This window comes from Nostoc sp. UIC 10630, assembly GCF_010747425.1.
Lineage (GTDB): Bacteria > Cyanobacteriota > Cyanobacteriia > Cyanobacteriales > Nostocaceae > Nostoc.
The window spans coordinates 1-23,828 of record NZ_JAAGOG010000135.1 but is presented as its reverse complement, the minus strand read 5'-3'; the positions used below and the strand labels follow the sequence as shown (position 1 = coordinate 23,828).

At 41.4% G+C, this 23,828-nt stretch carries 19 protein-coding genes and 1 pseudogene; 9 read left to right on the top strand and 11 right to left on the bottom strand.

What is annotated here, in order from left to right; genetic code table 11:
* Positions 1-172 precede the first annotated feature (172 nt).
* The 4 genes from G1O98_RS25860 to G1O98_RS25845 form a co-directional block, all read right to left on the bottom strand.
* Positions 173-871, bottom strand: a complete 699-nt coding sequence (locus G1O98_RS25860; protein WP_163933833.1) for a DevA family ABC transporter ATP-binding protein — start codon at positions 869-871, stop codon at positions 173-175.
* A gap of 81 nt (positions 872-952) precedes the next feature.
* Positions 953-2,125 (bottom strand): ABC transporter permease DevC, encoded by a 1,173-nt coding sequence (gene devC, locus G1O98_RS25855; RefSeq protein WP_163933831.1) that lies wholly within the window; start codon positions 2,123-2,125, stop codon positions 953-955.
* 96 nt (positions 2,126-2,221) lie between these two features.
* Positions 2,222-3,421, bottom strand: coding sequence for an ABC exporter membrane fusion protein (locus tag G1O98_RS25850; protein WP_175586870.1), 1,200 nt, complete (start codon positions 3,419-3,421; stop codon positions 2,222-2,224).
* A gap of 660 nt (positions 3,422-4,081) precedes the next feature.
* Positions 4,082-4,780, bottom strand: coding sequence for a HupE/UreJ family protein (locus G1O98_RS25845; RefSeq protein WP_163933829.1), 699 nt, complete (start codon positions 4,778-4,780; stop codon positions 4,082-4,084).
* A 389-nt stretch (positions 4,781-5,169) separates the two neighbouring features.
* Between G1O98_RS25845 and G1O98_RS25840 the strand changes: the two genes are divergently transcribed.
* Positions 5,170-6,975 carry an endonuclease gene (locus G1O98_RS25840; RefSeq protein ID WP_163933826.1) on the top strand — a complete coding sequence of 602 codons (1,806 nt, stop codon included), beginning with the start codon at positions 5,170-5,172 and terminating at the stop codon, positions 6,973-6,975.
* 62 nt (positions 6,976-7,037) lie between these two features.
* Here the strand turns inward: G1O98_RS25840 and G1O98_RS25835 are convergent, their stop codons facing one another.
* Complete coding sequence (locus G1O98_RS25835; RefSeq protein WP_163933822.1) at positions 7,038-8,789, bottom strand: ABC transporter ATP-binding protein; 1,752 nt, start codon at positions 8,787-8,789, stop codon at positions 7,038-7,040.
* Between the two features lie 186 nt (positions 8,790-8,975).
* Positions 8,976-9,629 (bottom strand): hypothetical protein, encoded by a 654-nt coding sequence (locus G1O98_RS25830; protein WP_163933819.1) that lies wholly within the window; start codon positions 9,627-9,629, stop codon positions 8,976-8,978.
* Positions 9,630-10,009: 380 nt separating this feature from the next.
* Between G1O98_RS25830 and galE the strand changes: the two genes are divergently transcribed.
* The 3 genes from galE to G1O98_RS25815 all read left to right on the top strand — a co-directional run bounded on the left by galE (position 10,010) and on the right by G1O98_RS25815 (position 11,815).
* Positions 10,010-11,008: a UDP-glucose 4-epimerase GalE gene (galE, locus tag G1O98_RS25825; RefSeq protein WP_163933816.1), complete on the top strand. Its 999-nt coding sequence runs from the start codon at positions 10,010-10,012 to the stop codon at positions 11,006-11,008.
* Positions 11,009-11,185: 177 nt separating this feature from the next.
* Positions 11,186-11,422, top strand: coding sequence for a type II toxin-antitoxin system Phd/YefM family antitoxin (locus tag G1O98_RS25820; RefSeq protein ID WP_163933813.1), 237 nt, complete (start codon positions 11,186-11,188; stop codon positions 11,420-11,422).
* Between the two features lie 15 nt (positions 11,423-11,437).
* A complete protein-coding gene (locus G1O98_RS25815; RefSeq protein WP_228058043.1) occupies positions 11,438-11,815 on the top strand; it encodes a type II toxin-antitoxin system VapC family toxin in 378 nt (125 codons plus the stop codon).
* 48 nt (positions 11,816-11,863) lie between these two features.
* On the opposite strand, the gene G1O98_RS25810 is transcribed toward G1O98_RS25815, so the two are convergent.
* From G1O98_RS25810 to G1O98_RS41210, 3 genes are all read right to left on the bottom strand, one after another.
* Positions 11,864-12,562 carry a hypothetical protein gene (locus tag G1O98_RS25810; RefSeq protein ID WP_175586869.1) on the bottom strand — a complete coding sequence of 233 codons (699 nt, stop codon included), beginning with the start codon at positions 12,560-12,562 and terminating at the stop codon, positions 11,864-11,866.
* A complete protein-coding gene (locus G1O98_RS25805) occupies positions 12,537-13,784 on the bottom strand; it encodes a sulfite exporter TauE/SafE family protein (RefSeq protein ID WP_163933810.1) in 1,248 nt (415 codons plus the stop codon). Before G1O98_RS25805 ends, G1O98_RS25810 begins: the two co-directional genes overlap by 26 nt.
* 343 nt (positions 13,785-14,127) lie before the next feature.
* The gene (locus tag G1O98_RS41210; RefSeq protein ID WP_345940595.1) at positions 14,128-15,207 is read right to left on the bottom strand and encodes a hybrid sensor histidine kinase/response regulator; all 1,080 of its coding nucleotides are present in this window, start codon (positions 15,205-15,207) and stop codon (positions 14,128-14,130) included.
* An 896-nt stretch (positions 15,208-16,103) separates the two neighbouring features.
* On the opposite strand from G1O98_RS41210, the gene G1O98_RS25795 reads away from it, so the two are divergent.
* Positions 16,104-17,174, top strand: coding sequence for a M28 family peptidase (locus G1O98_RS25795; protein ID WP_163933807.1), 1,071 nt, complete (start codon positions 16,104-16,106; stop codon positions 17,172-17,174).
* 69 nt (positions 17,175-17,243) lie between these two features.
* Here G1O98_RS25795 and G1O98_RS25790 read toward each other — a convergent pair whose 3' ends face one another.
* Complete coding sequence (locus G1O98_RS25790) at positions 17,244-17,699, bottom strand: hypothetical protein (protein WP_163933803.1); 456 nt, start codon at positions 17,697-17,699, stop codon at positions 17,244-17,246.
* Between the two features lie 687 nt (positions 17,700-18,386).
* Between G1O98_RS25790 and G1O98_RS25785 the strand changes: the two genes are divergently transcribed.
* Positions 18,387-20,033, top strand: coding sequence for an alpha/beta hydrolase (locus G1O98_RS25785; protein ID WP_163933800.1), 1,647 nt, complete (start codon positions 18,387-18,389; stop codon positions 20,031-20,033).
* Between the two features lie 945 nt (positions 20,034-20,978).
* Positions 20,979-21,698, top strand: coding sequence for a DUF6875 domain-containing protein (locus tag G1O98_RS25780; protein ID WP_345940594.1), 720 nt, complete (start codon positions 20,979-20,981; stop codon positions 21,696-21,698).
* A gap of 282 nt (positions 21,699-21,980) precedes the next feature.
* Here G1O98_RS25780 and G1O98_RS25775 read toward each other — a convergent pair whose 3' ends face one another.
* Complete coding sequence (locus G1O98_RS25775) at positions 21,981-22,304, bottom strand: hypothetical protein (RefSeq protein ID WP_163933797.1); 324 nt, start codon at positions 22,302-22,304, stop codon at positions 21,981-21,983.
* Positions 22,305-22,406: 102 nt separating this feature from the next.
* On the opposite strand from G1O98_RS25775, the gene G1O98_RS25770 reads away from it, so the two are divergent.
* A complete protein-coding gene (locus G1O98_RS25770) occupies positions 22,407-22,550 on the top strand; it encodes a hypothetical protein (protein ID WP_163933794.1) in 144 nt (47 codons plus the stop codon).
* A 195-nt stretch (positions 22,551-22,745) separates the two neighbouring features.
* Positions 22,746-23,828 (top strand): annotated as a pseudogene (locus G1O98_RS25765) (pyruvate:ferredoxin (flavodoxin) oxidoreductase); the annotation flags it as partial.

The window sequence follows — 23,828 nt, the reverse complement described above, 5'->3', positions numbered from 1 at the left end:
TATCCGACACACGACCTTTGATTTCCCCACCCTTCAAATGTACGGAGCTTTTTCAGAAATCAAATATTAGTCCTATATTATTATTGTTAATATAAGGTATAAAACAACAGTGATTATACTTAAATTGTTCTGGTTTCGATTTCTGAGCTTGAGGAATGAAAGCTGATTAACTTCAGGTTGAGAGCGTTAATTCTGACTTCAGCTTACCATCTTCCATATCAACGATGCGATCGGCAATGTCAAGGATGCGGTTGTCATGAGTAACCATCAAGATAGTACAGCTTTGTTCTTTTGCCAGTTTTTGCATAAGATTGACTACATCCCGACCTGATTGACTGTCAAGGGCGGCGGTGGGTTCATCCGCTAGGATTATTTGAGGATGACTGACTAAGGCGCGAGCGATCGCTACTCGTTGCTTTTGTCCTCCAGATAGTTTTTCAGGATAGTAATGTAAATGATTTCCTAATCCTACCTGCTCTAACATCTGGGCTGACCTAGCTAGCATATTTTTTAACCCAAGATATTTGTGCAATTCCAAAGCCATTTTGACGTTTTGGAGTGCCGTTAAACTCCCATGTAAGTTATGTGCTTGAAAAATATAACCGTTATGCCGTCGCGCTTGTACTAATTGTTCAGCACTAGCACCACAAAGTTCTCGCCCCAACACCTGTAAACTACCAGATTGAGCAGAACGCAATCCACCAACTAAGGTTAGCAAGGTAGTCTTTCCAGAACCAGAGGGCCCAGTCATAATAATAATTTCACCGGCGTTAATCTCTAAGTTGATATTAGATAAAACTTGCTTGCGGAGGGAACTGTTACCAAAGTGGTGGTCAAGATTTTTAATAGAGATCACAGGTTGACTAGTCATAAATAGCTCGATTATTGGTAACAATTATCACTGGTGATTTGTCCTTTGTTCTTTGCAAATGACCAATGAGAAATGACAAATTTAGAACATATCAGCAGGATCGGTGGCTTGGAGTTTGCGGGTGGCGATCGCACCGGAAATTGTACACATAATGATAGTCAGCACTAATACCTGCAATGCCCGAATCGCAGTCATGTACATGGGTAAGTTTGTGGCACTGCGAGTCAGTTGGTAAAGTGCTAAGGACACTCCCAATCCGGGGAGAAAGCCTAGTGCTGCTAATATCAACGATTCTTCAAGCACCACACCCAGCAGGTAGTAATTGCGATATCCCATTGCTTTAAAGGTGGCGTATTCCCGAACATGGGCATTAACATCGGTGGAAAGGACTTGATAGACGATAATCACGCCCACCACAAAGCCCATTGATACACCCAGGCTGAAAATAAAGCCAATTGGGGAATTTGTCCTCCAAAAGTTGTTTTCAAATTCAATAAATTCGGCGTGGGTTAAGACTTTAACATCATCTCTCAGGTAGGCTTTCAAGCTTGCTGCCACTTTTTTCGGGTCATAGCCTGGTTTTACCTGAATCAAACCTAGACTGATGCTACTTGACTGTCGCCCAGAAAATAGCCGCAAAAAGTTTTGATCGCTAGTAATCAGATTGCCATCAGAACCAAAGGAAGCCCCGACTTGAAATAAGCCACTAATGGTAATTGTGCGCCGTTCTATTTCGGTGGTTAGGGTTTTCCCTTGGTCAATTTGAGCGATCGCTTTTTGATAATCTCCTCTTGCGCCACGATCGAACAAAACCGTATCTGGTAGCTTAATTGCCTGCAACTGCTGGTTAACATCCGGTAAGTCAAAGGCTGGCTTATCTGGATTAAACCCGATAACTAACACCCCCGTCTCACGATGTGTTTGAGGATTTTTCCAGATTGTATTATTGAAATACATTGGTTCTGCCGACTTCACCCCTGGTATATCCATTGCTTGGTAAAGTCGCCGACGAGAAAATGTAGACAAGCTTGGCAGGTTACGGGCTTGGGGACTGGTTAAAACAATGTCTGCTTGCAAACTGCGATGTAGTCTGGTGTTACTGTCATACAGCGCAGTCTGAAAGCCCAGCTGCATGAACATGAGAAGATCCGCAAAGGCAATGCCTGACAAAGCCACCAAGAGGCGGCTTTTTTCATGGTTCAGTTGCAGCCATCCTAGAGGGGTTCGCCGTCGCAGTTGTTTGATCAATCCCATAATTAGGTACTGGGTATTGGGTATTGGGGACTGGGTATTAGGGATTGGGATTATTCTTCCCCAGTCACTAGTCTCTAGTCCCCAATCCCTTATTTTTCACAATTCAATTACTGCCTTAACTTGCATATTGGTTAAGCTGGCAGCTTTTCGACTGGAAACTTCATCTAGTCGGATATAAACTTCTACTACTCGGTTGTCGATATTGCTGACGGGATCTGTGTTAATGACACTCTGTCGTCGCACTTGCAAACCTTTGCGATCTACGATTCCCTGCAATTCAAGGGGGAGGTAATCACCAAATATTCGTACTTGTTGCCCTGAATGAACTTTGCCGATATCGCTTTCATAGACTTCGGCTATGACATACATTTGGCTAGTTTGTCCAATATCAGCAATGCCATTATTTGATACTAATTCGCCAGGATGGGTGTGGATCTCAAATACCTGTCCATTTTGGGGCGATCGCACTTGGGCCTGTTTTAGATTGATTTTTGCCAGATTCATGGCTGCTACAGCCCGATTGATTTCTGCTTGGGCAGCTTCTACATCTACTCCTCGTACCTCAGCAATTTCCTCAAGGGTTGCCGTGGCCTGTTTTACCTGTTGCTGGCTAGCTGATTGGGTACGATTTAACTGTGCTTGTGCTTCTTGCAGGCTTTTTTGGGCGGTTTCCAGGTTTAAACGCTTACTATCTCGTTGGGAAGCGGAAATTGCACCTTGTTGATATAGTTGCTGATAACGTTCGTCTTCTGCCTGGGCATTTTGCACTTCGGCTTGGAATCGCTCAATTGTCGCTGCTTGAGTATTAATATCACCTTGGCGTTCTGCTTCTAAGCGAGCGATCGCGGCTTTTTGGGCGGCAATTTCACCACGTTTAGCACCTGCTTGGGTGCGGTTTAGATTTGCCTGTGCTACTTTTACCTGTTCCTGTGCCTCCTTTAATTCTGCCTGCAAGCGATCGCGGCTATTCAAAATTGCAATCAATTGTCCCGCTTTTACCCAATCCCCCTCCTTTACTAACAACTTTTCTACCCGGCTTCCTTCAGCAGATACCGCAGCAGAAAGTTTTATTACCTTTCCCTGTGGTTCAATTCGCCCTAAAGCTGTTACCGTTTTTAACTGTGGCAATTGTGCTGCTGGCACTTGTGTTTCTGGATTTGCATAATTTTGCCAGCGTTTTACTATATAAAAACTTATTCCGCCAACCAATAAAGATGCAATTATACCTATAGCAACAGATGGACGCAGAATAGACTTAGGGAACGTTCTGTACCCTAGTTTTGAGTTTCGCACCATAGATTACCTCTTAACTAGTGGCGCAGAAAAAACTAAATAGATTAAGTTTTTATCCTTACTTCTGTTAGTTGTTGTTAATTTATCGATTCAAAGTTCATAAAAAATGAAAATTGTTGACAATTTATCAATCTGCTGCGGTTTTCTGTATACGATAATAAATCACTCTTCAGTATTAATACTATTTCACTTTAAGGTCGATACAAATAGCCACCAGGAAAGCAAGGTGACAGAATTAGAGACAAATCATTTGTATCAGTCATTTCGTGAAATGGTATAAGAGCCTTATGTTAATGATGAGCTAGTTTTCTTTTTTGAAAGTACTTAGGTATAGTAAACGTTTTCCAAATCACGGGTTGTAACAGTGCCAACAATCAGAGGTAAATTAAGCCAAAAAGAAATATTCTTTGTCATGATAAATTAATAATCTTTAATTCCTAAAAAATCTCTTTAGATTTTATATCTTCATAATTTTTTGTGATATATTTTCACTGTCAAAAGTTATTTTTATAAATTAATTCTGTTAGCATATCCGCAATTTCTTCAGATGTCACAAGCTTTTATTGAGATATAGCTTCTAAATATCTATCCACATAATAAGGGCGCACAGCTAAGTGTACGCCCCCATAAATAAATGTATTCCACTGAATTGAAATATGTGATTTAGCTGATCGAATTGCTCAAAAACACGATGCCGATCGCACAGAAAGCAAAGCCAGCAATGCTAATTTTCCAGGGTAGAGTTCGGTTTATTTCTCCCATACCCATTGCACCACCAATTTCTCTGGCACTCATAGCAACCACAAACAGAGTCAATGTCATACCTACTATATAGGCAATTAGTGGGAGCATTCCTGCCCCAATAATAGAATCAGCAACAGTGTAACCCTGAAATAAACCAGCACTGATGCCCATCAGAGCAAGTACCACAAAATTTGGTTGATTTGGCATCATCAGCATAGTACTAAAAACGATGGTAGAAATAGCGATGGCTGCGCCAACGCTTCCAGCGAACGCAATTTCTATGCCTGGGAAATTTAGCTGGAATAGATGAATTACGATGCCCAAGATTGCTGCTAAGACAAAATATCCAGCGATCGCAGCGCCACGAACAAACATAGATGACAGTAAGCCAATAGCAACAATCCCCACTAAACAATCTAAGCCAATTACTGGATCTGCCAATCCCCAGAGAAAGCCTTCCCACCAGGTAGTGATGGTATGACTATCTGGTGTTCCACTCAATGAACTCAGTAAGCTAATTAAAATTAAAGCTGCGATCGCTCCAATATGGCGATCCATTACCTTCGAGGTCGACAATTCCTGTGAAGCACGGAATTCTGATAATTTCCTTTTGAACATCACTATATGCCAAATTAGTTTTTTCGGTAATTTATACTACCCACCTATCCCAAAAAACTAACGTGGTAATTACACTACCTTGTACTAGCTTCATGAAGTTATCCAAAGCCACGGTGATTGAAAAGTATCACGGTCTACGTAAGCACTGCTATAGCCTCTTGTAGAGAACCCGTCACAGACATCGCTACCAATAATTAATTATCAATATTTGATATTAAACAGGGTATCTAATAGACTGCAAATGTAGTAAGTGAATAGAGCCAAATTTCCTTGTGTCCTGGTATTTTCTCTCAGATAGAATGCTCACCTTTACTCAACCTAAAACTTATCTTAATTGAACTCTATTCAAAAGAAGACTAATCTAGAAAATATCTTCATTGGAAGAGAGAATGAAACTCATCAAATTGTTGTTACTATTTAGTACTGTTCTCATCTTCTTTGTATGGATTAGTCCACTGCACGCTAGTCCAATAGCCCAATTGCCAACTCCTTTACTTCCAGTTACTCAACGGGAAACAACATCTCTAAAAAATTCCCAGGATGTATTGACTGTTGCAACTTTTAACGTCGAGAATTTAGACCCAAAAGATCGACGCTTTGATGATATTGCCAAAATTATCCAAAAGAATTTGAACGCCCCAGATATCATCAGTTTGGTTGAAGTTCAGGATAACAACGGGCCAACCAATGATGATGTTGTGAATGCAAACGAGACTTACCAAAAACTGATTGCTGCGCTCGAAAATATCGGTAGTCCGGCATACGATTTTGTGGATATTGCACCCAGTGACGATCAAGATGGTGGAGAACCTGGAGGTAATATCCGTGTCGGTTTATTATTTCGGCCCAGTCGGATAACTCTAGCAAAACTGCCTAGAAGAGGCGGTTCATTAGATGCTGTGGCTATTACTCGAAGTACAAATGGTCTTGACCTTTCACTCAACCCAGGTCGGATTGATCCTACAAATAGTGCTTTCGAGGAAAGCCGTAAGCCACTTGTAGCAGAATTTATATTTAACGAGCAAAAGCTGTTTATCATTGCTAATCACTTTGTTTCTAAGCTGGGAGGTTCTCCTGGCGATGTTCAACGAGTCAAGCAAGCCGAAATCGTTAATGAATTCGTAGGGCAAATATTAGAAGTTGACCCGCAAGCCAAAGTAATCGTACTGGGTGACTTAAACGATTTACCCGATTCCTTACCTCTGAAAACTTTAAAGGGTAATATTCTTGAGAATCTGACGGATCGTTTACCTGCTAGCGATCGCTTTACTTTCAAATTCCGGGGAAAACCTCAACTTATTGACCATTTGTTGGTCAGTGAAAACCTTTCTGGTTTTGCTCAACCAAAAATTGACATTGTGCATGTCAATGTTGGCTTTAGTCAGCCTGTCAGCGACCATGATCCTGTGATTGCAGCGTTTACATTACCCACTAGCCAGTCCACTTCTGACCCTATTCCTCCTGTTGTTCAACCTACTCCCGTAAATGATTCGGCAATTATATTGCCTCAATTATCCAAAGTCGCTCTAGTTGAAGAACTTGCTAAGAAGTATACGCCTAGCAAAATTTTGAACTACGATCGCGCAAGAGACGAAATGTTTGGCATTATTGACAACCAAGCAGGTATTGTGACAGATATCTATGCCAGTTACCAAATTCGTCTAAATGGTAATGGCGATCCTAGTCAGGAAGCTGACAAATTAGGGCTGAATACTGAACACGTTTGGCCACAAAGTAAAGGGGCTGACAACGGTAATGCTCGAAGTGACCTTCACCATTTATTTCCTGCACGAGAAGATATTAATACTGAGCGAGGAAATAAACCCTTTGATGATATAGCCGACACAAGTACTAAAAAATGGTATCGAAATGATACTGTTCAATCTACAATTCCTAGTAGAGCAATTGACGAGTTTAGCGAATCATCTTCTTCTAAATTTGAGCCTAGAGAGAAAGTAAAAGGGGATATAGCTAGGGCAATTTTCTACTTTTACACTATCTATCGGAATCAGGCTGAGAAGGTAGACCGAAATTACTTTCAGAATCAGCGTCAGACTTTGTGTAAATGGAATCAGCAAGACGTACCGGATATTACTGAAATAGAACGCAGTCATGTGATCGCCAAATTTCAAGGTAATGACAATCCATTTGTGCTAGATGTCACATTAGCTGAACGGGCATACTGTAATCCCTAAAGATTTGGATAGCACAGTTGTGCTATCCAACAAACAATAAAATATGCTTTAAGGTCAAAACTTTAATGCAGTAATTCTTCAACTTGATGCTGGCTCCACAAAGTTCTGTATAAACCCTGTTGTTGCAAGAGTTCTAAGTGATTGCCTATCTGAACAATTTTTCCCTTCTCCATCACAAAAATTCTGTCAGCCGCAGCCGCCGCAGATAATTGATGTGTAATGAAAATTACTGTTTTGCGTTCAGTACCACTGGAGAGATTTTTGAGGATTTGCGTGGCTGTTTGATTATCCACACTAGAGAGAGCATCATCCAAAATTAACACTGGCGCATTGACCAGCATAGCTCTAGCTAAGGCAGTACGTTGTCGTTGACCACCAGAAAGAGTAATACCGCGTTCACCAACAAGAGTTTCATATTGCTGAGGAAAACTGTTAATTTCTGATTCAATTTTGGCAAGTTTAGCAACAGATTCTATCTGCTCTTGTTCGCTAATTGGATCGCCATAGCGGATATTATTTTTGATTGTAGTACTAAATAGAAAACTATCTTGAGGAACGTAAGCGATCGCACCTCGTAAATCTGCCAAAGCTATTTTAGTAATATCCAGCCCATCTAAAAACAATTGTCCTGATTCAATATCCAACAAGCGCGGTAAAGCATTCGCCAAAGTGGATTTTCCCGAACCAATTGCCCCAACAATGGCCACGGTTTCTCCAGGAGCAATAGTAAAGTTAATGTTTTCTAAAGCTGGAGTAGAAGAACCAGGGTAACTGTAGCTAAGATTCTTCGCTGTCACTTCCCCTTTTAGTTCCGCTGCTGGTAGATGTATGGCATCGGCTGCATCTTGAATTTTCGGTGTGACAGAAAGAATAGATTCCAGGCGATCTATACTAACTTCACCCCGTTGGTAAGCAGTAATTGTGAATCCTAAAATGGCTGTCGGGAAAACTAGACGCTCTACATAAATTAACAGTGCTAAAAAGTCGCCAACCTGAAGCGCCCCAGAAGACATCCGTGCTGTCCCTAGCCAGATAATTACCAACGAACTGACATTAGCTAGTCCACCAATTAGCGGAAAAAGTGTATTTCGGAGTTTTGCCAGTTCCAAGTTAGCAGTCAGTAACTGCTGATTTTTTTTGGAGAAGGCTCGACGCTCGTTTGCTTCTTGGGCATAAATTTTAATTAAGGCAATGCCACTAATATCCTCCTGGATGAGTTCGCTGATTTCAGAGAGTTGCTCCTGGACTGCTGCTTGTTGTTTGCGTAAGCGATCGCTAAACAGACTCACCAATAAGAGCATAAAAGGGTAAACTGCCAGAGACGCTAGCGTCAGATCCACACTAATAGCTAGCATTACTGGCAGTGTCAGGGCGTAGGCAAACACCGTATTTGCCAAACTCAAAACGGCAAAACCCAATAAACGTTTGATATTGTCCACATCACTGGTAGCCCGATTAATCAAATCGCCAGCAGTATTACTGGCAAAATAAGCCGGCTCCAGTTTGAGTAAGTGTTCAAAAATCCGTTGTTTCAGGTCAAATTCCACCTGACGACCCACCCCAAATAGCCAAATGCGTGATGCCATCCGCATTAGCCACATCGCCGAACTGAGCAAGACAATAATTACTACATAATGTAGTATTTCGTTCCAGTTGAAGGTTGTTGAGAGTTTATCAACACCAGCACGAATCAACCAAGGGATATAAACGCCCAGTGCATTGACAGACAACAAAGCGAGAATGCCTAATGACGCTTCCCGCCAATGGGGTCGTAAGTAAGCACTGAGTTTAGCGATTCGTCGAGATTTTGCCATTAAAGCAATTTTGCAACTTTATCCTAGATTAACTGCTAGCCCAAGCAGGCAGCTATGTAGAGAGAATGGGGAATGGGGAAGGGAAAAACCTATTTGGGGACAGTGGCTAACTAATTCAACCCTTTGCCCTTTGCCCTTTACCCTTTACCCTTTACCCTTTACCCTTTACCCCTTTTTTTTACTTTATTACCGTTGAACACGCATGAACCTGTAAACTTCAGCGAGATAACTTTCCCAAGTTCTTGTTGTCAATTGCAACGTTTCCGAATTTGGTACAAAGTCTTCAAGTCGTAAACCGCGTGTGCGAATATCTTGAGGATTTCCTTGTAATAGGTAGGGAGGCACTCTTAAATTATAAGAAATAATGCTATCTCCCTTTACATCTGAGATATTTGCTGTGGTGTTTGGTTGCCCTAATGCCACCAGTGTCCCAGATGTTGATATAGCAGATGCTACAGATGTGTCACCTGTCATTGCTAGAGGTGCCCTATAGAGGAAATAGGCGACTGCTGGTGTACTTGCCAACAGCAAAATCGTCAGTGCCCAACCTATCAAGTATCCTCCTGGTTTGTCTATTCCACCTCCTTTAATTTTTTGAGCAGCCAAAATCATCAGTAAAACAGAGGCCCCCAGAGGCTTGAGTGGAAAAGATAGCATTCTCCACAAAGATGCCACAGCTGGTTCACTGGGGTTCAGAAATGAAAGGGCTACGATTACCAAGATAACGACTAAGATTAATCGCCCTACAAAAGTTCCAGAGGGATAAAATCGCTGGAACAAAGAATATACGATAGTGCCAATCAGCAGCCACAGCAGTACCCGGCTTAGCAATAGAAACATAGATTAACTCTCAAATTTTCTGGTGCGGTGAGCCAGTGTGGTGGTAAGACAGTCCACTTGACTAGGGGTTTTTATGCCCCAGGAGGAACTGTCCTGCATGGTTTCCCTGTATAAAACAACTAGTGACTTCTTAGCCGCGACGCTAAAAGCGTCACCCATAAGGTTCAACCTAGAGGTTTCGGGAAATGGATTTATTTTATTGTCAAATTGTAATCGTACTGTTTGACTTAAAATACTTCAAACCTCACACCCAAAGACTACCGTCGTAGTGATTTTAGTTCAAATTTTTAACACTGCGCCTATTATTTATAATTTTCCAGAAGAGTAATGTGGCACCGGTAAACTAAATTAATTGAGTAATCCACTTAAAAGGAAAAACTATGTCGTCTGGAAAGCCTACCATTTTAGTCACGGGGGGAGCTGGATACATTGGTTCTCATACGGTGCTAGCTTTGAAGCAAGCGGGTTATAACGTTATCATCCTTGATAATCTGGTCTATGGGCATCGTGACCTGGTAGAAAAGATTTTACAGGTAGAACTGGTAGTAGGGGATACAGGCGATCGCGCCTTACTAGATCAACTATTTAAAACCCGCGATATTGCTGCTGTGATGCACTTTTCTGCCTACGCCTACGTAGGAGAATCAGTGACTGACCCAGCTAAATACTACCGCAATAACGTTGTTGGTACTTTGACTCTGTTAGAGGCGATGCTGACAGCATCTGTAAAGAAATTTGTCTTTTCTTCTACCTGTGCTACCTACGGCGTGCCAGAATTTGTACCCATTCCAGAAAACCATCCTCAAAATCCGATTAATCCTTATGGCACTACAAAGCTAATGGTAGAGCGGATTCTTTCTGATTTTGATGTTGCTTATGGTTTTCAATCAGTGCGTTTCCGCTATTTTAATGCTGCTGGTGCTAATCCCAATGGCTTACTCGGCGAGGATCACAACCCAGAAACCCATTTGATTCCCTTGGTGCTGATGACAGCTTTAGGCAAACGAGAGTTTATCTCAATTTTCGGCACCGATTACCCCACGCCCGATGGTACTTGTATTCGTGATTATATTCATGTTAACGACTTAGCAGATGCCCATATTTTGGGATTGGAATATTTATTAAAAGGTGGCGATAGCGAAGTTTTTAATTTGGGTAATGGTAGCGGCTTCTCTGTCAGAGAAGTAATTGCAGCTGCCGAACAGGTGACAGGAACTTCGATACCAGTAGAAGAACGCGATCGCCGTCCCGGAGATCCCCCAATTCTCATTGGCACCAGTGAGAAAGCCAGAACAATCTTAGGCTGGCAACCTCAATATCCATCCATCGAAGATATTGTCGCTCATGCGTGGCAGTGGCATCAAAAGCGACATTTGTAAAAGAAGAATTCAGAATAAATTAGTGGGGGGATGGGGAGAAATCTGACCCCGCACACTCCCCACACTCCTCTGCCTACAGTATCGTGAGAAATCCGGGTGAAAGGGCAGATACGAAAAACACTTACACAAAGAATCGCTTAAAATTAAGGCGTAAAAGTGATCGCATAAATTGGCGGTATGAAGTACCTCAATATTCAAGATACAGATAGTACTCTCACAGCGCTATTGGATGAGGTGACAGCAACTCAAACCGAAGTTGTAGTTACTCGTGATGGCATTCCAGTTGCTCGCATTGTGCCTTGGCAAGCAAAACAAACTTCTACTCATCACTACCCATTGCGGGGGCTGCCGATTGGAATTGCAGAAGATTTTGACGAATCTATGCCGGAACTTTGGGAAGCCTTGGGCGAATGATTTTATTAGATACTCATGTTTGGCTCTGGTTACTCCATAATCCAAGTCAGTTATCGAGTCAAGCCCAAGCCGCAATTGATTCAGAAGAACCACAAAGTGGCTTGCTCGTCTCTACTATTTCAGTATGGAATAATTGCAATCAAATTCAGCATTGGAAAACTAACCTTACCGTTACCAATTGATGAATGGTATTCCTTAGCGCGAATGCACTCAGGTATTGTTATCGAGTCTTTGAATCCTCTAGATGCGATCGCCAGTACACAACTGCCGGACAATTTTCATAAAGATCCAGCAGACAGAATTATAGTTGCGATCGCTAGACGATATGGAATTCCTCTGGTAACTTGCGATGCGAAGATTCTGAATTATCCTCATGTACAAACGATCTGGTGAAGTGAATTCACACAAAGGGAGACACAAAAAAATGTCTCCCTCTGCTCCCTACTCCCCACCCCCTCTCATGTTTCGCAGTACGACAACTAAGATGCCGATAAATCCGAAGATTGGCAGTGCGATCGCCCAAATGGGTAATTTCTGAGATTCACCCTCTACTAAATCACCATTGACATCTCGCTGAATTTGTGTATTTTGTGTAGAACCGCCTGCTACAGTAACTTCAAATTTGAAGTTAAAAGGTTTGAATCTTGCCCCAGAGACTGGTTTACCATTTAGTTGCAACTCATAAATACCTGGTTTGGGAAAGGTAATTTCTGTACCTGGAATACCTTGATAACGTTCGGCTGCTACAGCTTCTAACCGTGGTTCTAGCAGTGCAGGCTCTCCGGTTGCATAAGGTTCGGCATAAACAGCCAACCGACAATTACACTGTGACAGGGGAATAACCCTTCCGCCTCTGCGGGTAAGCGCAAACCAGACTTGGGAGGGTTCTCCAGCCCGAGGATTATCATTTGGCTCAATGTGGAGGGTGCCACCAACATCTCCAGAAACTTCCACCTTATGAGCAGATGCAGGGTAAAGATTAGTGACTGATATAACTAAGAAACTCAGGAATAATAAATACTTTATTGTTCCTTGACTCTTCCAAGAAATGCCTTTGAGTAGTTGATGCCTCTGTTTTTGACTCGTTGGGATTGAGCCAGAGAACAAGGATAATTTACCGCGATTTTGTTGGGGGGACATAAAACTTTTCTACGGCTAACTTTGACCAAAAAAAACGCGAACGCACTAGTAAGACACTGAGGGTAATAATTCCCATCAGTACTGCCGCTAAGTTATTTCCCCAAGTTGATTGCAAGGAACCCAAGTAATGGGAACCAATCAACACAGCATGAATAGCACTCAAGAGCAAGGCTGGCACACCCAATAGATGAATCTGTCGCCAACGCTTGCCCAAAGATTTCTGCAACGATTCCCAACTCGTTAAAGCGGCGGGGGACATTAATACTAATGCTACAGCACCCGCAGCCATACCCCACTGAAATTCTGGCGGCATAAAAGAAAAGGCGGCAAAATTCCATTGCAATGAGTGTTCTATCATGTGGAAGGTGTGAACGACAGAAAGCACAAAAGATCCCACCCCCAAGGCGCGGCGATAACGCAATGGTGAAGCCCACAACCCACTAATAGGACGCGCAATTAACGCCAATATTAAGCAGAATAAAGCGGCGTGCCCGGTGTAATCTACCATTGTGTCACCAGTCCGTAGCAGGGTAATGATGCCGATGGTGAGTGTCACCCAACCGCCTAATCGAAATAACTGACTGCGCTTGTCTTTACTTACCAACGACGTGGAGATGCCTACCCCTAGCATAGTGGGCAGGGTTCCCAGTCCAAAAGCCAGCATGGTTGCCCCACCCATCCATAAATTGCCAGTTTCAACGGCTTTGATTTGGGCAGCATACAGAAAACCACAAGGCATTAAACCCCAAGTCATCCCCAAAAGTATTGGTGTCCACCATTTAGTTTTAAAGGAAAGCTTAACCATTCCTGTGCTGAGGCGATCATGTAGCCTACCTTGTAATAGGGGATGTAGCACGGGAATACGCGGGAGCAAATCGGGTTTTACTTGTCCTAAGCCAAACCAAATCAGCATCACACCAGTCAAAATTGCCATCCAGTGCCGAAAGTCGCTGCCAATACCCGCTAGCTGTCCACTTTGCAGCAATACCGAACCTAACGCCCCAATGCCAGCACCGACTAGAGCATAGCTCAACATCCGCCCCAGGTTTAGCAAAAGATGAAATTTTAATTGTTGTCGCCAAGTAGCTGGCTTTTCTGAGGGTGATGTCCCTTTCGGCTGATGAGACAGGGAAAATGCCACTGTTAAAGGGCCACACATGCCAAAACAGTGCCCAAAACTCCCCAGGAACCCCAGGATTGAGATCAGCAACAAATCTACCATAAAAAAAGCCCTGAGTTCTGAGTCATGAGTTCTGAGTGTCAGAATAAAGATTTTGAAGAAGTAATAAGAAATTCTTTTCTTCTTTACTTAGTACTCAGCACTCCTCTAGTGCGGCACTTTACGTAAAGTTGCGATCGCTGTCAAAAGACAAGTTGTCAAACTTGACATTCACTATATAAAAAAAGTAAACAAGCCTGCGTGTAAACATTTATAAAATTAATTTTACAAATAAATAAAGTACATCATGCCCAGCTATCCTCAATGTATTGAGTAGAGTAAGAGAAAGTGTGAGTGGGGTATTATTTTTACCTCACAAAGTTTAAATCTGCTGTATAAATTATTTTTACAAGCTTAATGGTAGTATAACTGTGAATCTTGTCCAACCTTGAGTACTGGTAAATTCTATTGTGCCTTGGAGATATTCTACAAGCTTCTTAACCAATGCCAAGCCCAATCCTGTGCCGCCATGTTTCCAGAAATCGTTGTCAGGAATCCGGTAAAAGGGATCAAAGATTCGAGATTGATCTTTTTGAGGAATTATTACGCCAGAATTGCTAATTTTAATTTCAAAGAAGGGGACTTGAGAATCGATTTCTATCCCAGATTGAGCATCTTCATTAATGAAATCTTTTGTAAGGTAGATGATCTGAGCAGTTAATTGAATCTCTTCATCGGGAGGGGAATATTTGCAAGCGTTGTTGAGTAACTCTGAGACAATTTTGGACAGAAGAGCTAAGTCGGTAACTATCGGTGGTAAGTTTTGAGGGATGCTAACCTGGAAAATCTGTTGCTGACTTCGAGCGCGTTCTCGAAAATACAAGGCTAAATGCGGAAGCCAGTCTTGAAGTTTAAATGAACTTATTTCTAAGGGATAGACATCTGTATCAATCATTTGCATAGACAGCAGATTGTTCACTAAATCTAGCCCCTCTTCACACTGTTGACGCAGAATAGTTAGGTAGCCAGCTACAGACTCAAATGGAGAAAGTAGCTCTGAATTGAAAATGCCTTCTCGCTGAAGAATATTTTCTAGCACGGAGATTGTCATTTTGATATTCTTTAATGGCATTCTCATTTCATGAGAAGTGGTTGCTAAAAAATCCTCTTTAAACTGGTTTAGCCGTTGCAATTGTGATAATTGCTCCCGTTGATAGCAATTGAGTGCTGTTTGAATGGCAACATAAAGTTGTTGTTCTTTGATAAGTTTGAGAATGTAACCAAAAGCAAATGTCAATTTAGCCCGATCCACGGTGCTTTTGTCAGAATGTCCAGTGATGTAGACAATAGGGATTTGAAAACGATTCCAGATTAGTTCCGCCGCATGAATACCGTCCATCTCACCTTGCAACTGGATATCCATCAAAACCAGATTTGGGAGTAATTCAGCAGCTTTCTCAATTGCTGTTTCTGCGGAATCAGCAATATCTGAAACAGTCTATCCTAGCAATTCTAAAGTTTCTTGTAAATTCATAGCTAGGATATATTCATCCTCAACAACCAGAATCCGAACTGTCTCTGTTGTCTGAGTGTTTGATAAAATACTGTTCACGTTCATAAGCTGCTTTTTCTCAAATAAATTTTGAAGTATATAAAAATAATAAAATGCTATGAGCTAGCTTTCGCACTCCGGGCGAAAACGCAAAAATATCGGAGTTTGGTTAAAAATTATTTGAAACATCTGGGTATTTTATTTTTTCGATATCCCTGAACTTTGTTCGATACTGATAAACAATATGGAGGGAATTCAAGGCTGGCTCTAGGTACTTACTTACCTTCGCAGAGGGAATATAAGTTGTGATTATTTTAGGATCAAACTTTGGAGGTAATTTAGCAGTATTATCTCAACCAATATAACCTAACATCATTATAGTTTTAGCAGAGAAAATCCTATCTTGATCTGCTTTTGAAGTATATGGACACCCCAGACAAACAACAACTTGAACCATAATATAGATAATTAAACTTCTAACAATATAGCAATCCTATTTTATTTGTGAAAAATGTAGATTAGGAAATGAACCGCATAGACGCAAAGCGGCTACTCTTCGAGTTCTCCGAAGGAGTCCCCCGTAGGGTAGGACACATTCGCGCAGCGTCTCGTCAGAGAAGGACGCAAAGGAAGGAACGAAGAAAGAGAAGTGTAATTTTCACCAATGATTTAGGACTGCTCTATAAAGATTTTATCTGAGGCTACGCTTTGTTTATGTAGGGACAATTTATGAATTGCCCCTATAGCCTGTAGTTTTGCATCAGTCTTATAGGCATATCTTCAAACAGAAATGATATTAATACAACTTGGATGAGCAAAGGATAAATCACATGAAAAAATGGATTTGGCTAATGCTGTTGCTGCTAGTGACTGTTGCTGTGTTGGGTAGCAGAGGTAACACGCTTTTTGAACAGCGTCCCTCACCAGGAATTGTTGAAAGCATTCCTGTGGAAACGCCGCAACCACAACTAGAGTTAAAAAAAGTTGATGATACCCTACAAGTGTCTACTGATAAGCTATTAAAGCATATCCAAAAGTTAAACTTTCAGCGTTACACGACAACAGAGCGATCGCTCACTCGCACCTATATCACAACTGAACTGAAAAAATTCGGCTGGAAGCCCAAATTAGAAAAGTTCTCTGAGGGTGTAAATATTTTTGCTGAACGTATAGGAACTAACAAAGGCGCTAAAGCAATTCTCGTCGCAGCGCATTACGACACTGTTGCTTTATCCCCCGGTGCTGATGATAACGCTAGTGGTGTAGCTGTAGTGCTAGAAGTTGCGCGGTTGCTTGGTTCTCGCCCCACACCACGGACATTACAACTAGCTTTTTTTGACCAAGAGGAAACAGGACTTTTGGGTAGTCAGGCTTTTGTGAGCAAGACACCACGCTTGCAAAACTTAGACGGAGCGATCGTTATGGATATGGTTGGTTATGCTTGTTACACTGTTGGGTGTCAGAAATACCCGGCGGGTTTGCCGGTTACCCCACCTAGTGACAAGGGCGACTTTTTGGCAGTGGTTGGTGATACAGAACATTTGCCTTTGCTGAATGCCTTTACAAGCTCACAGTTTCTCCCCTCAAGCGCCCTAAATAAACAGGAATCAAATCTGCCACCAGTCCTAATACTACCAATTCCTTTTAAAGGTTTATTGACACCAGACACTTTACGTAGCGATCATGCACCATTTTGGTATCAGGGTGTGGGTGCTGTGCTGGTGACAGATACAGCCAATTTACGGACTCCGCACTATCATCAACCTAGCGATGTTCCAGCGACTATCGAGCGATCGTTTTTTACAGGAGCAGCGCAGATTGTGGTAAATGCTACTAGTAACTTGTTAAATAAGAATAAGGTTTTGCAAAGTCAACCACCAAGCCAAGTGAATAATTCCTAATTAAATAGGACTTACGCAACAGTACAGGCGGTAGGGACAATAAGCTAAGTTCGATTAAAGAACAAATCACTAATTAGGCGTAGCGGTAGTAGTATTTGGTTCAGGTAAAGTCAACGTCCAGTTCTGTTTATCATTGATTTGGAAGTACAAACCTTGGAAAATGAGCCGCAAAGCCGTTCGAGTTCTAACAAACTTCTGCACCAAATAAGTTCCTGGTTCAGCAAAGATACCATTAAAGTTTTTTTTATAACCAAATTGTTTTGAACAGTAACTACCGGCACCTTGGACTGTTACTACAAAAAATGGAGCTTGTTTGTATTCATTAGGAATCATAAAGATTCCATATACATGGTGACGACCACGCCACGGCTGAACAATAACCTTAGTAGCATTTACTTGAAATTTTTTAGTTTTTGATACTAAAAGATCCCCGAAATTACAATCAGAATCATTCACAGGCCACCACAGTGTAATAATACTCAAGGAGAGTAACAAAATTAAAATATAGCGGAGTCTGCGACGCATAAAGCCAAGAAAAATTGTTGATGCGGCTAGTAGAATTTAATGAGTAATGATAGTGCAGCTACAGCAGTAAGACTATCGACCTGCAACACCTCTGCAACACCTTCTAAAAGGCAAAGACAAAACATTAAGCGGCCGTTTAAAATGTGCTGTCAAAAAAATTGCATTCACTCAATTTTGAACTTTAGTTTCTAGATGACCACATACATGAATCTAGTTGCTCTGGATAAATGATTTTTGATTGTTGCTAACAAAATTTTGACATTACTGAAACTGAGAGAAATGCTGAAACTTTTGTAACTAAGAGAATTTTGTATTTAATAATTCAAAATCCAAAATCTAAAATTTGATGAGGATATCAGCCGACAAAAAGTGCAAATTGGAGATGCGTAGTTTTCCGCCGCAGGCATCGCTTCGCCTGTTCTATAGTTTAGTTACAGTATTAAACCTAGCGGAGAAACAATCAGACTTTTGTGGCTGTTAACACTGATTCATGCCCAAATTTTTAGCTGTGATGAATTCTACAATTCGTTACTTTTGATGAGCTTTGATTGCTTTGAGCAGATTGGGGCGATTCCTATCAAGTTCAGGAAAAAATCTGCTTTAATTTCTGAACGATTAAAGTAAAGGGGTAGTCAAATACACAAATATTCGTTATATTCCCCTAAGCAACAGTTGGTATAAATATTTATGGGAAGAAGTTGGAGAAGTCTTAAGACAGTTGCAGGTTTCTTTAGTGCAATTGTACTTACACAGTTTGGGGTAAATACTTCGGCTATTGCGGCTGATACTGTTGTTGTGCGTTTGGGTGTATTTACAGAATCCATCTCCCTGACTGAGTTGCAAAACGCTGCCAAAACAGGGGAATTGCCTAGGAGCTTGCAGTCTTACACTAAAGGATTATCTGAACAACAACGCCGCTTCCTATTAGGGGCACTAGGTATGAATATACCGATGAACGTTGTCACCATTAATAAGTTGCTTAATACTCAGATTGGCACAACTATTCTCCATGACTTCGCTACAGCTTTAGCTCGAAAGGACAATGCTGGGGTACAAGCACTGAGAGGAGGATTGGTATTAGGCTCTACTGCGCCGCAGGGTCTGTCTATATTGAGTTTTATCGCTGCTTATCCGAGTAAACGCTTAGAAATTGATTTACCAAAAGCTTTTATAGTTGCAGGTAGTTTGAATACGGCTTTTTGGCGCACGCAGCAATTTATGCTAGCCATTGCTCCCCGACTCGACTCGACAACACCGCAGATTGCTTTCCCTTTTGATCCCAGCCAACCAGGAACGGCTCAAGTAAAAATACTCAACTTAAGCCTGAATGACCAAAAGCGCAATCGCAAAATTCCAGTTGATATTTACTGGTCAAATGATGCAACTGCCAATAAACCCTTAATTGTCTTTTCTCACGGCTTAGGATCAGTCCGCACGGACTTGCGTTACCTGGCAGAACATTTAGCATCACACGGTTATGTAGTAGCTGCTTTAGAACATCCTGGTAGTAATGAGGATAATATTAATTCTGCATTACAAGGCAAAACCAGACCTGTGAAGCCTCAAGAGTTTTTAAATCGCCCTCAAGATGTTAGTTTTGTTCTCGATGAATTAGAAAAGCTCAACCAGACAGCTAATCATCCCCTACAAGGGAAACTTGCGACCATGAACGCGATGGTTGTTGGTTATTCTTTTGGTGGTAGTACAGCTTTAGCACTGGCGGGAGGAGAGTTACAACTAGAACGGCTCAAACAACGCTGCAAAAAGAACTTGGCTATCTCAAGTCTAGGAGAAGCTATGCAGTGCATCGCTCAAGAACTGCCAGAAAATACCTATCAGTTACGGGATACGAGAATAAAACAGGCGATCGCTCTCAATCCTACAACTTCTCTGATTTTTGGCGAAACTGGGTTAACTAAGGTGCAAATTCCGACTCTAGTATTAGCAGGTTCCGCAGATAAAACCACCCCAGCTTTAACTGAACAGATTGTGGGATTTGACAAAATTCCATCCCCCAAATGGCTAGTTGGTATAGTTGGGGGTACTCATCTGAGTGTAAAAGACCCCAGTAAGACTATGGATCAGATCGGACAACCAAATACACCCATTAGTGGCGGTGAAGTTGTAGGCGAACAAGCAGCAGATATTCGCAAGTACCTTAAAGCTATAACTTTAGCGTTTGCTGCACAGATGACCCCAGAAGCTAAAAACTACGCCGTGTTTCTGACACCAGATTATGCTCAGTTTGCTTCAACTAAAGCATTTCCATTTCGCCTAATTACGCAGATTCCTTCTGATGCTATGGCAGTGGTGAAAGAATTTGCTGATAAATAAGGAACTGGCAATTAAACCAATATTTAATTCTGTAAGACAAGGCCAGTTACTACAAGTTTGGGAGCCAAGGTTGTAGTAACTGGCCTTGTCTTACTCTTTAATCTCTAGATTTTTACTGAATAATTCTTAAATCCTCTCTTCCTTTGCGTCCTTCTCTGAGAGATGCAGCGCGTTGGCACAAGCCTCTCGTAGAAATGAGGGTTCATTCAAATTAAGCGCATCTTCATGAAGAATAGCAGGACTTACGCATTGACAGGAAAGACCAAATATAGATCAATACGCTTCAGCTATTGTCAAAAAGCATAAACTGTGTATGGGCAATTCATGTAGACACAAAGCAGCTGTTCTATGATTTCTCCAATCGAGTACCCGAAGGATATTGCCCCTACAGCACAAGTCTATTTACCATCAGAAAATGATTAATAAAAATCTGAAATGACATATTTAAGTTGATACAGAACATGATTCTTGTGTACAGTGCGTAAGTACTAATTCTGTATGATATAGCATCAATATAATGCCTTCTTCTAGCGAAGACACCAAGGAGGAACGGCAAAAATAAGTATTTAGACAAAAATTTCCGTGTATAAAAAAGATCAACATATGTTAGGATGTTCAGTAAAAACTAAACTTTTACAGTAAAAATAACTATTTGGATATAAACTTTATAATATCTTTGTTGAAAATCATGGAAGCTTAAGAGTGTAAAAAAGTAAGAGCATCTACTGGATAATATATGATGTATGTCTTTTGGCTCAAGTACCAAAAAGCAATAAGCACAACTTGCTTTGTGTGAAAATATCTTTGTGTATTGATTAGTGTAATTTTTTGGACTCGCAAAAATGCCTTAGCATTTTTATTTCCTACAAACTATAAATAAACCAAAAATAAAAAAGTCAAGGCTTGTTTTGTTTACTTAGATAATAGTTAGTTTTGGCACATAATTTGGATTCAGATTTCAAAAATTCTTCTATTTCACCTAAGCTGATGCAACTATATACAATTCTTGAAATCGAACAACTCCAGGAATACGAAGACCGTCCTTACTTACTTGAAACTATAGAGTGGGTGAAAAGTTTTTTAGCAAGACCTCATCCTAACTTAGGAAGACCCGGCGCAGTGTGCCCTTTTGTACCTTACTCTCTCAAGTCAAACAGTATTCGTCTAGCAGTTATTCGTACCAAGTATTTGTATCCAGAACAACTAGAAGAGATTGTTGGACGCTATAAAGATATCTTTTTGAAAATGGAAGTTAAAGAGCAGGAATTAGAAATAAACAAAGCTTTTTTACTTATTTTTCCTGATGTTCATATAGAGGACGCTTGTAAATTAATAGATAGTGTCCAACAAAAACTTAAACCTTTGTTTGTTGAGTCAGGACTGATGATAGGAGAATTTCATAAACGTAATGAAACTCCCGGTATGCACAATCCAGACTTTCGTCCACTTCGTAGCCCTATACCCTTATTGGCTATACGGTTTATGGTTGAGGCTGACCTCCCCTTTCTTCTGAATCCGGCTGATCCACGCTTACGTATTAGATATTTGGAAGCTTATTTAAAGTGTTTTGATAGCAAATTTACGGATGAAACAAAGTTTAGAAATGCTCATCAAGCATTGGCTTTAGCGAAAGAGCAACTTAAACAAGAAAATTTGGTGCATTAGTCAAAATTCAGAATTATGAATACTCTACCCATGAAGGGATAGAGATTTATAAATGAAAGGTGTGTTGCACTGTTGCTAACACACCCTACTTGTGTAGCAAGGCTAAAATAGTGTATTAGACGTAGGTTGGGTGAAGCGGAGCGCAACTCAACCTAAAATGTTGTATTAGATTTTGTAGTTTAGTTCGAAGTATGAGACCCAACACCCCGATTAATGTTGGGTTTCGTTCCTCAACCCAACCTACATTTAATACCCTATTTTAGATTTGAAATAACCCTTAACTTAATTACCTTCCCCGATCGCTATAAAATTAAAAGACGATTTTTCTTTCTTAACTTCAAGTTGTGCAGAAGTTGAGCCAGACTGTTGTTTAACTTCCAGATCCCATATAGAAACTTGGAATTTGTTGAGGTCTGTATCCTTAACAACAATTTGATTATCTGCTCCCCAACCATTGAGAGTGGTAACTACAACTGGAGTAGTCACAAAAGGTTGTGAAAACGTAATTACATACAATCCTGGTTCAGATGATTGAACTTCAAATCCTTCACCGACCTGTTTTGTTCCATCATCACTAACTGTTCCGTAAATAATTTTTTGTGCCATATTTTTCTCGACTTTTTCATCTGGGAATTTCTCTGTATAGTATACCTGTCATAGGGTACACGTGTGTTGAGACCAGACTAACCCATGCTGTTGTGCTTGTGAATGGTTCAGGATTTGCAGCAATTGGTACATGGAGCGATCGCAGTTCAGCTTGAATTTAGCAAACAAAAATATTCCCGAACCTATACCCCACAAAAAAGAATTAATTATCTCAAAGCCTTATCTAATCAATACTTGGGTTATTGAGTACATGATTAAGACATATTAATAGATGCGCTATTTCAGATGAGATATTCATATATGCAGTATTTATTTAAAGTTAACTGAAAAGCCCATAATAAACTGCTCGCTTGGCACTGCCTACCTGACTCTGGCTATTTTTAATTCTTCTATTTACGTGTTCTGATAATGCAGTTGAGAGACGGGGACAAAAATCATATTATGAACAAAACATTTGCAACCATTGATGGGAATGAAGCTGTCGCCCGTGTTGCTTACAAACTAAATGAAGTGATTGCCATTTATCCCATTACCCCCTCTTCAGCAATGGGTGAATGGGCAGATGCTTGGTCAGCAGAAGGTCGTCCTAACCTCTGGGGTACTATTCCCAGTGTCGTGCAGATGCAAAGTGAAGGAGGAGCGGCTGGTGCTGTGCATGGGGCATTGCAAACAGGTTCCCTGAGTACTACCTTCACAGCATCTCAGGGATTGTTGTTGATGATCCCCAACTTCTACAAAATTGCTGGTGAGTTGACTAGTGCTGTAGTTCATGTTGCTGCGCGTTCTCTGGCTACCCACGCTTTATCAATTTTTGGCGACCATAGCGATGTCATGGCAGCTCGTGCTACTGGTTTTGCCCTACTGTGTTCCGCTTCGGTGCAGGAAAGTCAAGATTTTGCTCTCATCGCCCATGCTGCGACTTTAGAGACGCGAGTCTCGTTTATGCACTTCTTTGACGGCTTCCGTACTTCCCATGAAGTGCAGAAAGTTAAACTGCTTGCAGATGATGATTTGCGATCGCTCATCCCCGATCATCTCATATTTGCCCACCGCAGCCGCGCCCTCACTCCAGATCGTCCAGTATTGCGAGGGACTGCTCAAAACCCTGATGTCTACTTCCAAGGACGGGAAGGCGCTAACCCTTACTACAACGCCTGTCCAGAAATTGTCCAGCGCATCATGGATCAATTTGGAGAACGCACGGGGAGGCATTACCAAATCTATGAATATTACGGGGCCAATGATGCCGATCGCGTTATCGTTCTTATGGGTTCAGGCTGTGAAACCGTCCATGAAACGGTAGATTATCTTAACGCCCGTGGGGAAAAACTTGGTGTGCTAAAAGTCCGGCTTTATCGCCCCTTTGATGTCCAAAGGTTTGTTGCAGCATTGCCAAATAGCGTAAAAGCGATCGCAGTTCTCGACCGCACCAAAGAAGCAGGTAGCGCCGGAGAACCTTTGTATTTGGATGTTGTGGCTGCTATCCATGAGGCGTGGGGAGATAAGAGAGCAGGGGGGGCAGGG